Here is a 16,850-nt window from a genome sequence, read left to right on the forward strand (position 1 = left end):
CTGTGATTCGGGTAGAACTGCCGGCGCTGATTGGGCGCCTCAACGAGATTTGCCGCCAGGGGATGGAATCTTCAGCGGCGCTGTGTATCAGCCGTCAGGGTGCGGAAATCACCCCAGCCCATTTGTTGTTCAAACTGCTGGAAACGCCATTTACCGATGTGCGCCAGATCCTGGAAAGCACTGGTATCGATTACCAGAGTTTGCAGCCTGTGGTGGGGGACAGCCTTAACGGCGAGCCCCAGTCTGCAGAGCCGTACCCATCGTTCTCGCCGCTGCTGATAGAGCTGTTGCAGGACGCCTGGCTGATTGCCTCCACCGAACTTGGTCATACCGAACTGCGTTCCGGTGCCATCATGCTGGCGCTGCTGATGAATGCAGACCGTTACCTGATGCCTCAGGTCTCCCAGCGGCTGAAAGACATCAATCGCGAACAGCTGCGCCGCCAGTTTGATTTCATGACCCGGGGCTCGGTAGAGCAACCCCGCGCCGAAGATGGCCCCAGTACCGCCAACCAGGCGCAGGTGGACATGGACCCGCTCAAACGCTACGCCACCGACTTCACCAAACTGGCCCGGGACAAAAAACTGGACCCGGTGGTCTGCCGTGACGCGGAAATCGACCAGATGATCGACATCCTTTGCCGCCGCCGCAAGAACAACCCCATCGTGGTGGGCGATGCCGGCGTCGGTAAAAGCGCCGTTGTCGAGGGCCTGGCCCTGCGCATCGTCAACGGCGATGTGCCCGAACGCCTGACCGGCGTGGAGCTGTGGACCCTGGATATGGGTGCCCTGCAGGCCGGTGCCTCGGTAAAAGGCGAGTTCGAGAAGCGCCTGAAGGGCGTGATTGAAGCGGTGAAAAGCTCCGCCACCCCGATCATCCTGTTCATCGACGAAGCCCACACCCTGATCGGCGCCGGCAATAGCGAGGGTGGCTCCGACGCCGCCAACCTGCTCAAACCGGCCCTGGCCCGTGGCGAACTGCGCACCATCGCCGCCACCACCTGGCGTGAGTACAAGAAATACTTCGAGAAAGACCCGGCCCTGAGTCGCCGCTTCCAGCCCATCGCTCTGGATGAGCCCACACCGGCCCAGGCCGTCCACATCCTCCGTGGCCTGCGCACCGTCTACGAAAAGGCCCATCAGGTATTGATCGCCGACAGCGCCCTGAAAGCCGCCGCCGACATGTCCGCCCGTTACCTGGCCGGCCGCCAGCTGCCTGACAAGGCCATCGACGTACTGGATACCGCTTGCGCAAGGGTCAGCCTCAACCTCAGCACACCGCCGCGCCGCCTCAGCCATGTGCGTAGCGAACTGCACCAATTGGGTATGGAACAGGATCTGATCACCCGCGAACAGACCCTTGGGCAAGCCATCGACCGCCAGCGTGAGAGCGAACTGAATCAGCGCCTGGAAACCCTGCGGGTGGAAGCGGAAGAACTGGAACAACGCTGGAACGACCAGCGCGAACTGGTGGCACGCCTGGTGGAAGTTCGCGAACAACTGCTGAATGAGAACGTTGGAGATGCAGAGCCGGAAGCGCCGGAGAAAGAAGCCACCCCGGAAACCGACGAAGAGCGCCCGGACCTGAAAAGCGAAGCCGCCGCCATCGAACAGGAACTGGCCGAACTGCAAGTCGACGAGCCACTGGTTCACGCCCGCGTGGATGCCCGCCAGGTGGCCGAAGTCGTCGCCGACTGGACAGGTATCCCGGTCAATCGCATGACCGCCGACGAGCTGGAGAAAATCACCCGCCTGCCGGAGTACCTGCGATCCCACATCAAGGGCCAGGACATCGCCATCGGCACATTGCACCAGCACCTGTTGACAGCCCGCGCCGACCTGCGCCGCCCCGGCCGCCCCATGGGCGCCTTCCTGCTGGCGGGCCCCAGTGGTGTGGGCAAAACCGAAACCGTCGTGCAACTGGCCGAACTGCTCTACGGCGGCCGCCAGTTCCTCACCACCATCAACATGTCCGAGTATCAGGAGAAACACACCGTTTCCCGCCTGATTGGCTCCCCACCGGGCTACGTCGGCTTTGGCGAAGGTGGTCTTCTCACCGAAGCCATTCGCCAGAAGCCGTATTCCGTGGTGCTGCTCGACGAAGTCGAAAAAGCCCATCCGGAAGTGCTCAACCTGTTCTACCAGGCCTTCGACAAAGGCGAACTGGCGGACGGCGAAGGCCGGTTGATTGACTGCAAGAACGTCGTCTTTTTCCTCACCTCAAACCTGGGCTACCAGACCATCGTCAGACACGCCGACGAGCCCGGAAAAATCGAAGAAGCCCTGTACCCGGAATTGGCCAACTTCTTCAAACCGGCACTGCTGGCACGCATGGAAGTCGTACCCTACCTGCCGTTGGGCGAAGACACCCTCAACCGCATCGTCGCCGACAAACTCGACCGCCTGGCCACCCAAATCGGCGACCGTTACCACACCGAAGTGGAACTGGAAGACGGCCTGGTAGAAGCCATCCGCAGTCGTGCGACAAGAAGTGAAAACGGCGCGAGGATGCTGGAATCGATCATTGAAGGTGAACTGTTGCCGCCCGTTTCGCTGGCATTGCTGGAAAAGTTGGCAGCGAGAGAGTCGGTCACAACGGTGACCCTCGGCGTCGAAGACAACAAATTCACAGGTACCGTTGCCTAAGGCAACTGAAAAGTAGCGGGCCGTGCGGATTCACTTTCCGAAACCGTGCGGAGCCTTGGATGGCGGAGCCGAGCGTACAGGGATGTATTCACAGCGTGTTTCGGAAAGTGAATCCGCACGGTACGCGGTCCAAAAGGGAAAAGGGACAAAAAGAATGGGACGGATGCAGATGGAGTTGCACACCGGCATTGACCTGGCGGTTGAGCTGCTCCGGCAGGACAACCTGCCAACCCTGCTCAAAGTCGCCTCACGGCAACTCGAAAACACCTTCGGCCTCACCCGCTGCTGGTCACTCGAACTCGACCTCAGCGGCCGAACACTCCACTGTGCCGCACTGGGCGAGTTGGGCGAATTCGACTGCGGCGACTTCAGCCACCCCTTTGCCCACCTGCTACAACAGGGCAAGGCAAGGGAACTGTCACGAGCTGCCAGCTACCGCCTCGACCACCCCGGCTTCCAGGCCCTGGTCGACGCCAGCAACCGGCCAAGATCATTCTGGCTCGAACCCATCAAAGGCGAAGACGGCCGTACCCTTGGCATCCTTTTGCTCTGCAATGAAGAGCCCGAATGGGAGGGTATCACCGCCCAACCATTGTATCGGGGCTTGTTGACCCTGCTGTCCCACCAATGGGTCAGCCAGCTCAAAACCAGCGACCAGGTCTGGCAGCGGCGCATGCTCAAACGTTCCCTGGACCACCTCCACGACGCCGAAGCCGTGCGTCAGCGTTGTGAACAACTGGCAGACACCCTGGTGGGAAACTCCGCCGCCATGACCGACCTGCGCGCCCAGATCGTCCGCGCCGCCGGCAGCCAACTCTCGGTACTGGTGCAGGGCGAGACCGGCTGCGGCAAGGACCTTGTAGCGCAGGGAATTCACCGGTTCTCGGATCGGGCCGAAGGGCCCCTAGTGGTGGTCAACTGCGCCGCAATCCCGGATTCCCTTTTGGAGAGTGAACTCTTCGGCCACACCAAGGGTGCCTTTTCCGGTGCCGACCGCGCCAAGGAAGGTCTGCTTGCACAGGCTGACGGCGGCACCCTGTTCCTTGACGAAATCGGCGACATGCCCCTGGCCCTGCAGTCCAAACTGCTGCGGGTACTGGAAAGCCGCCGCTTCCGGCCTTTGGGAGCGCAACAGGAACAGCATTCCGATTTCCGCCTGGTGGCCGCTACCCATCAGCCGCTGAGCGAGTGCATCGAGGACGGCCGTTTCCGCCGGGACCTGTTCTACCGGCTCAGCCAGTTCCCGTTGCGAGTCAAATCCTTGCGGGACCGTCCGGAAGACCTGGAGCCCCTGTGCCGCCATTTCATCCGCGAGTACACAGCACGCGAGGGCGCTGGTCCCATGGGCATCAGTAGTCACGCACTCAGTATGCTGACGGGCTACAGCTTTCCGGGTAATGCCCGCGAATTGCGCAACGTCGTAGAGTTTGCCTGCCTGCAGACACCGGTAGGAGATGATATCCAGCCGGAAGTGTTGCGCCTTGATGATCTGTTCCCCAGCCGGGGAACCTGCGTCGCCAGCGATTTTCAGGCACATATGGTTCCCGGCGTTCCTCAGGCGGAAGAAGTGGATGACCTCCGGGCCGCGGCCCAGGCGTTCGAGGCCGCCATCATCCGTGAGCGTTTGCGCCAGTATGGAGGCAACCGCGCCCAGGCGGCAGAAAGCCTGGGCCTGCCCAAACGCACTCTGGCCCATAAATGTCAGAAGTATCAGGTGACTGAAGCGTGAATCTGTTTATCAGAAATAACCGACCGCTTGCTGCCGGGCTCTGTGCCCTGGGTATGGTACTTTCACTGGCGGCGAGTGCGCAGTCCAGCCAGCAACTGGCAGCGGCCCGCGACTGTACCAATGAAAATCAGCGGCTGGAGCGGCTGGCCTGTTTTGATGAGGTGTTTGGTACGCCCATTCACGTGGCAATCGAAGACGTCAGTGCTGGCAAACAGCCTGAACGCTGGCGCCAGGCCTTTGCCCAGGAGCAGCGCCGCCGGCCGGGTGACGGGCCGCTCTACCGTGATACCGGGGAACTGGCCGGGCATCTGCTGACCATCAGTGCGTTGGGGGTGAAACCGCCAAGGCCGCTGTTGGCAGTACAGTGCCACAATAATATTACCGAGCTCACTGTGATGCTGCCCCGGGCAGTCAAGGAGGAGCGGGTCACCGTTGATTTCGGCCATGGCCGGCAGATCTGGCGGGTACGGGACGAGGGCTTTGTAGCCAGTGGCGGGCGCGGACTGCCCGCCATTCGAACGGTCCGCAACATGGCCGCCACATCCGGCGTTACCGTCGTTTCATCCAGCGCTGTGGTTGACGGGCTGATGTTTGATCTGACCGGGTTCCGGAAGACCCTGAAGCCACTGCGGGAAGAGTGTGGCTGGTAGCTGTTAAGAGTTTGAAGCGCGATCAGAAAAGACAGGGATTGGATATGCAGGCAGTAGAGCAGCACCCGTACGTTGAGCAGGTGTTGAACATGTTTTCCGGGGAGCACGCCATGGGTGAAAACCTGATGGACGATCCCACCATGGAGTACCTTGAAAACGAAATCATGAAGGTTGGATCGCTGGCCCACGCTGGAGTTGAGTGGGACAAAGTCGAAAGCGAATCCCTTCGCCTGCTGGCGGATACCAGCAAGGATCTCAAGGTACTTGGGTTCCTGTTGCTGTGCCTGCAGCGGGGCGGCAATGGTGAGCGGTTTGCGCTGTCGCTGTACCTGTTGCATCGGGTACTGGACAGCTGGTGGAACGACGCCTGGCCTTACCCGGGTGACAAAGGCAAACGCGCCCGCAAGATGCTGATGACCCAGATCCTGCAGCGAGCCGCAAAGGAAGTGTCGGCACTGAGCTTCGATAGCGGCGTGGGCGATGGCCGGGAATTCTGCCTGGTCACGCTTGGCAAGTTGATGGAGCAGGCATGCGCACTTGAACTGCCGGATGACGGGCTGGTCGATCTGCGCCGGTCGGTGGAAAAGCTGCCATCGCCTTCCGATACGCCCAGACCGTCGGCAACCGTCGATAGAACGGAAACAGCGAGTGCCTCATCGTCAGGCTCAACCTCATCGCAAGCCAGTAGTGCGTCATCCGCGTCTCTGGGCAGTTTGACCCTCGACCCCGCGAACGAGCGGGCCACCCGCCAGAGCCTGCTCAAGGTGGCCGACATGCTGACCGAAACCACGCCTGCCGACGCGTTGGGCTATCAGCTCCGTCGCTACTCGATCTGGCAGACCATTACCTCGGTTCCACCGGCACGGGACGGTATCAAGAGCGACCTGGCGGCAGTAAGCGCTGACCGGGTGGCCGACTATCGCGAGAGCCTGTCCAAATCCCCGGACCTGGCCCTGTGGCAGCGCATCGAACAAAGCCTGTCGGTCAGCCCGTTCTGGCTGGAAGGCCACTGGCTGAGTGCGCAAGTCGCCTCCGCGCTTGGGCACGAAGCCTGCGCGGAAGCCATTCGCACGGCCGTAAAGGCTTTCGTTGAGCGGTTGCCTGAGCTGGCTGAAATGACGTTTAACGATGGCACGCCCTTCCTGCCCAAAGCGGTGGCTGACTGGATGCTCAGTGGCCCGGCAAAAGGCGGCGCCATTGGCGGCGCAAGTTCCTGGGAACACGCCTACGACGAAGCTCGCGGAATTATGGAACAGAAAGGCCTGGCCCCGGCCATGAAATTGCTGGAAGAGGGCCTGGAAACCGCCCGCGAGCCCCGTGACCGGTTCTACTGGCGACTGATGAGCAGCCAGTTGATGAAAGACAGCGGTATGAAGAGCCTGGCGAAACAACAGGTGCAGGATCTGCGCGAGCAGACCCGGGGCATGAACCTTGAAGACTGGGAGCCTGGCCTGGTAGCCCGGCTGGACAGACTTGCATAAACACAGACGGACGAATTAACAGGAATGGACACCATGTGGAGAAAAGCCCTACTCATTGGACGACGGATACTGCCCTTTGTACGCAGTGCGGCGCCGATCACCCTGGCGCTGGGTGTGGTGGTACTACTGGCTGCAACCTGGTGGTTGGGCCCGCGCCTGGAGATCAACGGTGATTATCCGTTGGCGGCCTGGCAGGTGCGAGCCCTTGTCACGCTGGTGGTTGTGCTGCTGGTGGCCATGGTCTGGGGCATGATGCTGGCCCGCAAGCTGCGCAAGGTGAACGTGGCCAAGGCGGAGGAACAGAAGGAAGAGGAAGACCCGATCTTGCCGCTGGAGCGTCGTCAGCAGCGCCTGCTTGACCGCCGCCTGGCGGAGCTCAAGAGCAACCTTCCGGGTCGCAAGGGCGTTTATCGCCTGCCCTGGTACCTGGTGATGGGGCTTGAAGACGCCGGCAAGACCAGCCTGATCCAGCGCTCCGGACAGACATACACACTCACCAATGTAACCCGTAACCCGAGAACGGAGAAAAACCCGTATGGATTCGAGTGGTGGGTTGGCGACAACGGCGTGCTGATCGACCCGGACGGCGAACTGCTGCGCCAGAATGACGGCGAAGGTGCCACCAGCGTTATCCAGCAGCGGTTGTGGACCCATTTTATTAATTGGCTGGAAAAGAACCGGCCCCAGCGGCCGCTGAACGGTGTGGTGCTGACGGTGGACATTGCCGGCCTGAGTACCGGCAACGAACAACAGCGCGAGGCCCAGGCCATTCTGCTGCGCACCCGCTTGCGGGAGCTGATGGAGACGCTGGGATCACGGCTACCGGTTTACATCAGCTTCACCAAGATGGACCTGTTGTATGGTTTCGCCCCGTTTGCCCGAACCCTGTCAAAAGCGGAGCGGGAAAATCCACTCGGTTTCACCTACCAGCTGGATGGCCAGCACGACGCGGATGACTGGCTGGGTGAATTCGACCAGAACTTCAGCAAACTCGCCGAGCAACTGGGTGAGCGGCTCCCGGATGTGCTCTCAGCTACACGGGACCCGGAGGAGCGTGCCGCAGCCTACTCCTTTACTCGCCAGTTGGCCGGCCTGAAACCGGTACTGGAACAGTTTCTGGCGGACCTGCTTTCTGCCGATGCTTTCTCAACATCGGCCCTGGTGCGCGGCACCTATTTCACGTCCGTGGTTCAGGAAGGTGTGCCGGAGGATGCCTTTGTATCCGCTGCCGCTGCCAATTATGGCCTCGCCAGTCCGATACAGCCGGCGCAGCGTGGCGGCCAGTCCTCAAGCCTATTCACTGAAAAACTGTTTCCTGGCATCGTCTATTGTGAAGCGGGCCTGGCTGGTGACAACCAGAAAGTGGTCGGCATCCGTCGTCGTCGCATTGCGATAGCTGCAGTGGTCGCCGTTGTCGCCGGCCTGGGTATGACCGCCGGGTGGCAGCACTACTTCATCGAGAACGCCCAGGCAGCAGCGGCGGTAGAGGACCGGGTGCGCAGCTTTATCGATAACTGGCGCCCCATCGGCTACGAGCCGGACACCACCGGCCGCAACCTGCTTGAGCCCCTGGATCAACTGCGGGAAGCCACGCTGGCCTTCGGAGACTACCGGGCAGAGCCGGCACTGGTCGCAGACATGGGCTTGTACAAAGGACACGAAGTGGGGCCGGAAGTGGAGGAGTCCTACCTGGACATGCTGGCCTACCAATTCGTGCCTGCGCTTATGCTGGGCGTGATGGAACAGATGGGCGATGCTCCGGATACGAGTTCCGAGCGCCTCGACCATTTGCGTGTGTTGCGCATGCTTTACGATGCCAGTGGCCGCCGCGGGGATATCGTCTACAGCTATATGAGCGATTATTGGCAACGTGCCTATCCCGCGCAAAGGCATATGCAGCAACGATTGCTCAGTCACCTGGACTACGCCATGCTTCACACGGACCTGATCCAGAGGGTAGAAGACGGGGATAAAACCGCTGATATGGCCCTTGCACCGTTCCGTAGCAGTGTCCAGTGGGCCCAGCACGAACTTGGACGCATTGCGACTCCGGACCGGGTCTACCGGGACCTGGAAAACGAAGCCGAACAGAATTTCAGTGCCCCTCTCGATCTGGCGCGAGAGTCCGGGCCGGCCTTCAGCACCGTGTTTGTACGTTTGGATCAATACGGTGAACCACTGGCTGATGGAGATATCGAACAGACGGACCCGGTGCTGATTCCGTCGCTGTTGACTCGGGAAGGCTTGAACTCCTGGTTCCTGCGAAAGTCCGGTTCGGTCGCCGAGCTGGCACTGGTGGACGCCTGGGTACTGGGCCGCCGCGATGATGTGAATTTCAGCAAAGCTGATGAGGCCCGGTTACAGGCACAACTGCAATCGCTATACGCTGAAAACTACGTCGCCAACTGGCGCAAGGCCCTCAGCCGGCTGGATATCCAGACTTTCAGTGACCTGAACCATGGAGTGCGTGTTCTTGACAGCCTGACCAGCGGCCACGAGCCGCTGAACCAGTTACTGGCCCAGGTAACCGCCAATACCCGACTGATTCCCAGCGGTAGTGAAGAGGCAGAAGCCGCTCGCAAAGTGATGAAGCAATCGGCTCATTTCCAGATGGTTCAGGAAATTGACCGCCAGTTTACCGACCTGAATGAGCTGGTGGACAAGCAGGGCGACGACCCCAGTGACATGGAACAGGTGATGGAAGTGGTTCGAAGCCTTCACACCTATCTGCGTGGCATTCAGGAAGCGCCGGACCGGGGTAAGGCCGCACTCTCCGCTGCCCGCGCCCGCATGAGCCTGCAAGGGGCGGACCCGATTTTCACCCTGCAGCGGGTAGCATCCAACCAGCCAGCGCCACTGGATCGCATGTTTGAGAAGCTGGCCTCTGAAAGCTGGCGGGTAGTTCTGAATCAGGCTGTGGCGCAACTTGAGCGCCAGTGGTACCGGGAAGTCTATCAGCCGTTCCAGCAGAGCCTGGCCCGGCATTATCCGTTTAACCCGGGCGCCGGCCGTGACGCCGCACTGCAGGATTTCGAGCGCTTCTTCGCGCCAGACGGTGTTCTGGACCAGTTCTATAACGAGAACCTGAAACTGTTTCTGGAAGATCACCCTGAGCACATTGCCGGTTCCAAGCGCGCCAGCCTGGTTCGTCGTGATGTGTTGGCCTCGTTGGAGAAGGCTGAGAACATCCGCCGTGCCTTTTTTACCAGGAGCGGATCACTGGATGTTGAGTTCGCACTGGAGCCGCTGCATCTGTCCTCCAACAAGCGCCGCAGCGTAATGAACGTGGACGGACAACTGGTGGAATTCAGCCATGGCCCAAGCCAGAGCATTCCGCTAGTGTGGCCGAATACCCTGCGGGATTCAGTTGAGAGCCGAGTTACCCTTGTGCCCACGGAAGTGAACCGGTCACCGCGCAGCATTTCGGAAAACGGTCCCTGGGCGCTGTTCCGCCTGCTGGATGAAGCAGATATCACCGGGGTAAGCAACAGTGCCGTGGATGTAAGATTTGCTCTGGATGACGGCGAGATGGGTTATCGCCTGCATGCGGGCAGTAATACCAACCCGTTCACACAGGAAATGTTGGCGGGGTACCAGATACCCCGCAGTCTGTATTAGACTATGTACCAGCGCCAACACGGGAACAGGACGGTTTCTGTATTGGCGGTTCAGGATTTCATTGCTTCAAGGACCGAAGACATGCCCCAGGCAACCGGACTGCATTTCACCGCCGCTGTTGGCCAACTCCCCAAAGACCTGTTCGTGGTCGCCCGATTTGAACTGACCGAACACCTCTCACAGCTGTTTCATTGCAAGCTCGAACTGGCCAGTACCTCCCCGGATATTGCGGCTGAAGAAATGCTGGAGCAGCCCGTGGAACTGGTGGTCTGGCAGGATGGCGTGCCTCTCAGGCGCTTCCACGGCGTGGTCAACGAATTCGCCCGGGGCGACACCGGCCACCGCCGCACCCGCTACGAAGTCATCGTCCAGCCCCCGTTGTGGCGCCTGGGCCTGATGCACAACAGCCGCATCTTCCAGACCCAGAGCACCGACACCATCGTGCGCACCCTGCTGGAAGAGCGGGGCATCATCGACACCGTGTTTGATCTGAAACGCACCCCCGAAGAACGGGAATACTGCGTCCAGCACCGGGAAAGCGATTTGAATTTCTTGGAAAGACTGGCTGCAGAAGAAGGCTGGCACTTTTATTTCGAACCCGCCCTCATCATCGCAGACCATCACGGCGACGCCCCCAAACTGGCTCCGGTGGAATACAACGCCAAAGCCGGCGGCAGCACCCGCCAGAGCGCGATCTTCCAGTTCAGCTACCGGGAGCGGGTAAAAGCGGCTTCCGTCGCCCTGAAAGACTACACCTTCAAGAACCCCGCTTACGCCCTGATGCACGAACACCAGGCCGACAAACTTGAGGGCCAGCGGGAAGACTACCAACACTACGACTACCCGGGTCGCTTCAAAGCCGACGCCAGTGGCCAGCCCTTCACCGAAGCCCGGCTGGACGCCCTGAGAAACGACGCAGCCTTGGCCAACGGCCAGAGTAACCGTCCCGACTTCACCGTCGGCGCCAAGGTCGAACTCACCGAACACGACAACCCGACCCTGAACCGGGAATGGCTGTTCACCAGCATTACCCACATCGGCGAACAGTCCCAGGCCCTGGAAGAGGATGGCAATAGCGGCGCCACCACCTACCACAACGCCTTCAACGCCATTCCGGCGGATCGCACCTGGCGGCCACAAGTGGAATGCCGCCCGATGATCGACGGCCCCCAGATCGCCATCGTCACCGGCCCCAAAGGCGAAGAGATCCATTGCGACGAACATGGACGAGTAAAGGTCAGGTTCCCATGGGACCGCTACTCCAAGAACGACGAACACTCAAGCGCCTGGCTCCGTGTCAGCCAGGGCTGGGCCGGCGGCCAGTATGGATTCATGGCCCTACCGAGAATCGGCCACGAAGTCATAGTCAGCTTCCTGGACGGCGACCCGGACCAGCCGATCATTACCGGCAGAACCTATCATGCCACCAACACGCCGCCCTATGCGCTGCCGGAACACAAGACGAGGACTACCCTGAAAACCCAAACCCACAAGGGCGAGGGCAGCAACGAACTGCGGTTCGAGGACGAAGCCGATAAAGAACAGATCTACATCCACGCCCAGAAAGACCTGGATCTACTGACCGAGAACAACCGCACCGAAGTCATCAAGAAGGACAGTCACCTCACTGTGGACAACCACCGCAAGGCCCACATCAAGGGCAACGACCACACCACGGTGGATGGCGAAAAGCGGGAACAAACCGGCAAGGACCACAACTTCAACGTCACCGGCACCCTGCACCTCAAAGCCGGCACCGCCTGGCTCAGCGACTCCGGCACCGAACTGCACATCAAGGCCGGCCAGAAAGCCGTCATCGAAGCAGGCGCGGAAATCACCCTCAAGGCAGGCGGCAGCTTCGTGAAGATTGATCCCAGTGGTGTGGCCATGGGTGGTGCTGCCATCAAGCTCAATGCGGGTGGATCGCCGGGCAAAGGCAGTGGGCAGACGGTTCAGGTGCCTGAGATGCCTGGATTGGTGGAGAAAAATGGTGGGGCTGTTGCGCCGGTGGATCTGCCGGAGACACCCCAAAGATCCATGGCCAAGCCAGATCAGATACGCGCCATCAAGAATGCCGCGAACCAGGGCAAGGGTATCTGCCAGGTCTGCTCACCAGAATCACAAGGTGCGGTCTGATGAGCAATCCGGCTGGACTTCCCGACAAGGGTAAGACATTCATTCTTGTCGATGGCGCAAAGGTGAATGACTTATCCCAGGTTATTTATAGTGAACTGGAAACACCTCGTTGCGATGCCCTCTACAGGGAAACCGAGCTTGCTGACTTGTTGGAAATTTCACCTTGGCTGGTTGAGGCAGGAATAAATAGCGCCCTGGCACTTAAATGCTTCGAGGATTGGAAGCACCAGGGTGCTGCCATTGTAGTGCAGGCTGACTGCCAATTTGAAAATGTCATGGACCACTTTCGAGAATTGCTTATGGCCAGGTTGGTCACGGGTGATGAGGTCGTTTTCCGGTTCTACGATCCCGAAATCGCGAGGCATCTGTTGAAGTTGGATCCATCAGGTGAAGATGTGAGGCGATTGATGGGGCCTTGTAGTCTGTTTGCCATTCAGGATCGCCGCACGGGTGAGTGGGACTACTTTCATAACGATCAACCCAATAGTGACTGTCAGGCTGAAATTTTCAGCATCAGCGAGGAACACTATGTTGCCATGGAAAAAGCGGCGGAAAGGACAGCCCTCAGGAAGCTTGAGTTGCATGTTGAAAACTACTTTCCCCATGTTCTTCAGAAAACCGACACCGATGGGCAGGATTGGAGCGTGGTCTCTGCGCTAGTCGCCGCAGCGAAAGCGCGGGGATTGTCCAGTGCCTGCGATATCGCTCTATACATCAACACGATTGGCTGGCTTGGGCATCATGCATTCGATGACAGCGATGTGCAGAACCTGTGGAAAGCAAATTCCGCAGAGCCAGGGAAGGCCATAGCGCGAATTGCAGAATTCGCTGAGAAAAAGTCAACGGAGGGACTGGTCCATGGGTAGTGCAAACAGCTCAGCGTTTATACAGGGTAGAGATGACATCGATTCAGCGGCACAGATGTGCCCGCTCCAGCTCAAAACCGTTGCGTTGTATCCGGTGCGCTGGGCGATCAGTCAGGAAAAGGTTGCCTTGCCCGCCAACTTTCGTGCACCTGCCGTTGCACTCGGAAAAACGCATTATTGCGTTCGCAAGCTGACGCCCGGCTGGGTTTACATGTTTTCCGAAGTCTTCGGAACGCTGCATGAATACCGGGTTAATGAGCAAGGCCTGATAACCGAAGTACGGCCAGGTGTGAACTCGGTACTGCTTCCAGATGCTGACGCAAAAAGCGCTTTACCCGCCGTACACCACCCTGGGGAAGGGACAGTGCTTCTGAAATTCGTGCAGCATCGGTGGACTGTGCGTTTGCAGGAACTTGTGCGAACGGATGCGCAAGTCCGCGAAGAGCACATGCAGTCTTTCGACTTGAGCGGGCTCCCGGAAAATCGTGAAGGCGTAAATATCAGTGAAACCGAAGCCATAAACGGAGTTGTTGAAGATTTTCGGCCAGAACCAGTGGATTTTGAGTGGAGCCTGACGGAGTTTGCACAAGGAATCAGTGAGTCCGATTTGCAGGGGCAGTGCAAAAAAGAAACCGAATTCTCGTACTGCGTCGCCCTTGACGATGAAATCGGTATCACCTCCGAACTGGGCCAGTTGCATGCACTTCATGTGAATCTGATTACGAACTTCGCGGAGGAGAACGCATACGCCTACACCACCTCCCAGATGGTGGATGCGCTCATCGCCCGCGAGGCCAGCAAGAAGGAATCTGAAGACGAGCGGCAAGAAGTTACCGAGGAACTGAAAGAGCGAATTCGTTCAGGGGAAAAAGACGCGTTCGTTGAAAGCTATCACAAAAAGGTTGGAGAGTATGACCAGGCCCGTGCACTGGTATTCGATGACTGGAAGCGGTGGATTGACTCCGACCAGTTGGCCAGGAAGCTGGAGTTTAACGACTGTTACTGCGCGGAAGGGTTCGAGGCGGTCGAGCAGGAACTGGCCGATGTACTGGACGGCTATGTCAGTGCGGAAAAGGGCAAGGAAGACGCCGAGCGGTGGTTGGAAGCGGACGAAGGCGAAGCCGGCACGGTCGGTAACATGCTAAGCACCGCGTTGTTCCTGGCTTCGGCCACCAACGGTATTACCCAGAAACTGAAAGACCTCCCCGGATTTGACTATGGCAGCCTGAAGATCGTGGACAGTATCTTCGACATGCCGGCGCATGTGCGAGTGAGCACTGCCACTGATGTTCTGATGCTGGAATTTGCCGCCCCCGCCGCAAAGATGGGAGCCTGGGCCAAAGACCCTCAGATCTGGCCGCAGTGGAAAAAATGGGCCAAGGCCGTCCAGAAACGCTATGGCATTGATGTTCACCGGCAGGGAATAACCCTGAATACCGCGACGGACCTGCTCACGACAGTCCACCGCAAATCACTGGAAGCCGCTGGCCATAACCTGTCTGAACTTACAATGACTCCACTGGCCGCCGGAATGGCGGATGCAAGGCTCCGGAGCTACCTGAACAGAACCCTGATTGACGTGTTCCACCTGACCCCAGACTTTAGGGATAATCCCTTTGGCTGGCTCCATACCCGACTGGACCCGGTGGTTGAAAGCATTAAACAGAACCGGGGCAAGTTCATTGGGGCCGTAACCTTTTTTCACGCGATTAATGTGGCAAGCCTGTATTCCGGACTGAAGAAGACACAGCAGGATGTAATGCTGGGCGATCGATCCGTCATCGAGCGGTGGGGATACTTTGCATCTGGCCTGTGGAGCATCGGCGAAGGCGTGGTCAACCTCAGCGGATTGTTGATCAGGGAGGAATACGCCAAAGCCTTGGGGGCAAATCTGTCGGCGGCTGGGACCAAAGTGTCGGTGGTTCTCAGTGGAATAAGAGTAGTGCAGGAATTTGCTCCTGCTGCAAAGTTCTTTGCGAGAATTACCGTAAGGGCTCTTCCTTATGTCGGTGTTCTACTAGCGATAGGTCTGGAACTGCGGAGGGGCTGCAAGGCCTTGGACACAGGCCATCACACTATGGCGGCCCTGGCCGGGGTCCAGGTTGGGCTAACCATTGGAATCACCTCCCTGGCTTCAATAGCCGTGGTTGGTGCGGTTTCGGGAGCAGGCGTGGCCGTAGTACTCGTGGTGGGCGCGGTTTTGGTTGCGGTCTCCTTCGTCATCAGCATGGTACAGCTATACATTGCCCGGTCCCGGATCGAGGATTTCCTGTCATTGTCATTCTGGGGTAACGCACCCACGCTGCGCTACTGGGATGAGCAGTCCCGACCATTGAGCAGAGAACTGCTGGAGGAAAGCCGAACCATCGTTTCCCAGGATGAAGGCGCTGAAGTAAGGCGCTATTTCGAAGCGGAACTGGATGCGTTCTACTACATGCTGTTCTCACCCTTTGTGCGGATAACCGAGTACATGCCCAAGCATTGGGCTATATCCCGACAGGGCGAACATAAGGTCCTGTCGGAATTTACGAGTTTCGCAGTGTATTTCCCGGATTTTGTTGAGGGGACTTGCGCGGTTTCCATCAAGCTGTTCGAGGCGAACAGGAACTGGTTCTCTGAAGACGATTCGAACGATATCACCGACGTGTTTGATCGCAGGAGGAAGATAGACCCCTCTCCCCAAGGGCTGATGTACGGGTTTACCCACTACAACCACGACAGGTGGGAACAGCTTGAAATGCTGATTGAGTACGAGAAGGATGGGCGGAAAGTGACGGGTGAAAACGGGCTCCGAATCATTCTGGACGGAAACGATGTAGAGGAATTGGGTGTCGATGAAAGACTCGCCTTTGAATTGTAATTTTCCGCAAACGGACCTGGAACAACAGCTGGAAAAGAAGTTGTACCGCACCCATGGTGCGCGGCTTGCCAGTCCGCCAGCCCGGAAAGTTGCGGGGGTGTCTGATTCTTCGGAAGAAATGAACTTCGGCGTTACCTATATCAGCGAACGGTTTATGGATATTAGGACGGCCTTCTTGATTCTTCGAAGAAGCATGCTGGGCATCGTAAATTTATTCATGATAGTTGTGCTGGGGCTGATGTGGATTGTTGATGCTTTGTTTTCAGGGGAGGCGCTGTTGGCAGCAGCGGCACTTTTTGTGCCTCTCTGGATATCCGTCTACCTGTTTGAGATCTTCTTCCCACTGACGCTACCGGTCCGGATCGACCGGCAGGAGGGGTTCGTGTACGTAGGGCACCGGGGTACCTTCTACCGCATTCCCTGGGATGAAATGGAGGTGACTTTTTCCTACAACTGGCAGTACCTGGGCTCTGGTGTTGTGTGGGACCGTCAGTACTACTCTCATCTTTTTCTGCGAGACAAGTTTTACTTTTGCGGAAAAACACCCAAAAAACCGCTGCAGCGGAAGAAAATATCCTCCACTTTTAATGAAAGCATGATGTATAGGAGGTGGAATTTTATTGTCAGATATTATAAAGAAGGGGTAGTTGAAGAGGACGCTGATCATCTCGCTGGCGTTAATTTTGATTCACTTCGAAAGGAAGTATCTTCGAGTTTATTGGGAAAGCGTATTGTCGAATATTTCTTTCTAATCCTTTTGATGCCAAACATGGTTTGGTCGAAGTTTTCTCCCTTCAAGTATAAATGGCCTAAAGAAATTGAAGCCATTTTCGGGAAGATTAACTATTACTGATCCCGCAGCTTC

9 protein-coding genes are annotated in these 16,850 nt (G+C 58.3%); all 9 read left to right on the forward strand.

Going from position 1 to position 16,850, the window contains the following annotated elements; all coding sequences use genetic code 11:
* Positions 1-2 precede the first annotated feature (2 nt).
* The 9 genes from tssH (at position 3) to M8010_RS03245 (ending at position 16,838) form a co-directional block, all read left to right on the forward strand.
* On the forward strand, positions 3-2,645 hold the full coding sequence (gene tssH / locus M8010_RS03205) for a type VI secretion system ATPase TssH (RefSeq protein WP_250088429.1): 2,643 nt from the start codon (positions 3-5) through the stop codon (positions 2,643-2,645).
* Positions 2,646-2,808: 163 nt separating this feature from the next.
* Positions 2,809-4,374, forward strand: a complete 1,566-nt coding sequence (locus M8010_RS03210) for a sigma-54 interaction domain-containing protein (RefSeq protein WP_250090108.1) — start codon at positions 2,809-2,811, stop codon at positions 4,372-4,374.
* On the forward strand, positions 4,371-5,024 hold the full coding sequence (gene vasI / locus M8010_RS03215; protein WP_250088430.1) for a type VI secretion system-associated protein VasI: 654 nt from the start codon (positions 4,371-4,373) through the stop codon (positions 5,022-5,024). The genes M8010_RS03210 and vasI overlap by 4 nt, the downstream gene beginning before the upstream one ends.
* Positions 5,025-5,068: 44 nt before the next feature.
* Positions 5,069-6,505 (forward strand): type VI secretion system protein TssA, encoded by a 1,437-nt coding sequence (tssA, locus tag M8010_RS03220; protein WP_250088432.1) that lies wholly within the window; start codon positions 5,069-5,071, stop codon positions 6,503-6,505.
* Positions 6,506-6,538: 33 nt separating this feature from the next.
* Positions 6,539-10,123: a type VI secretion system membrane subunit TssM gene (gene tssM, locus M8010_RS03225; protein WP_250088434.1), complete on the forward strand. Its 3,585-nt coding sequence runs from the start codon at positions 6,539-6,541 to the stop codon at positions 10,121-10,123.
* Between the two features lie 81 nt (positions 10,124-10,204).
* Positions 10,205-12,259, forward strand: a complete 2,055-nt coding sequence (locus M8010_RS03230) for a type VI secretion system Vgr family protein (RefSeq protein ID WP_250088436.1) — start codon at positions 10,205-10,207, stop codon at positions 12,257-12,259.
* On the forward strand, positions 12,259-13,125 hold the full coding sequence (locus M8010_RS03235) for a DUF4123 domain-containing protein (protein WP_250088438.1): 867 nt from the start codon (positions 12,259-12,261) through the stop codon (positions 13,123-13,125). Before M8010_RS03230 ends, M8010_RS03235 begins: the two co-directional genes overlap by 1 nt.
* Positions 13,118-15,985, forward strand: coding sequence for a toxin VasX (locus M8010_RS03240; RefSeq protein ID WP_250088440.1), 2,868 nt, complete (start codon positions 13,118-13,120; stop codon positions 15,983-15,985). Before M8010_RS03235 ends, M8010_RS03240 begins: the two co-directional genes overlap by 8 nt.
* Entirely contained in the window at positions 15,960-16,838 is an 879-nt protein-coding gene (locus M8010_RS03245) for a hypothetical protein (protein WP_250088443.1), read from the forward strand. The genes M8010_RS03240 and M8010_RS03245 overlap by 26 nt, the downstream gene beginning before the upstream one ends.
* Positions 16,839-16,850 lie beyond the last annotated feature (12 nt).

The sequence above is a fragment of the Marinobacter sp. ATCH36 genome (assembly GCF_023555055.1).
Lineage (GTDB): Bacteria > Pseudomonadota > Gammaproteobacteria > Pseudomonadales > Oleiphilaceae > Marinobacter.

Coding starts and splice junctions, on each gene's coding strand:
- M8010_RS03210 (WP_250090108.1), top strand. CDS start 2,809: ATGCAGATGGAGTTGCACACCGGCATTGACCTGGCGGTTGAGCTGCTC.
- tssA (WP_250088432.1), top strand. CDS start 5,069: ATGCAGGCAGTAGAGCAGCACCCGTACGTTGAGCAGGTGTTGAACATG.
- tssM (WP_250088434.1), top strand. CDS start 6,539: ATGTGGAGAAAAGCCCTACTCATTGGACGACGGATACTGCCCTTTGTA.
- M8010_RS03230 (WP_250088436.1), top strand. CDS start 10,205: ATGCCCCAGGCAACCGGACTGCATTTCACCGCCGCTGTTGGCCAACTC.
- M8010_RS03235 (WP_250088438.1), top strand. CDS start 12,259: ATGAGCAATCCGGCTGGACTTCCCGACAAGGGTAAGACATTCATTCTT.
- M8010_RS03240 (WP_250088440.1), top strand. CDS start 13,118: ATGGGTAGTGCAAACAGCTCAGCGTTTATACAGGGTAGAGATGACATC.
- M8010_RS03245 (WP_250088443.1), top strand. CDS start 15,960: ATGAAAGACTCGCCTTTGAATTGTAATTTTCCGCAAACGGACCTGGAA.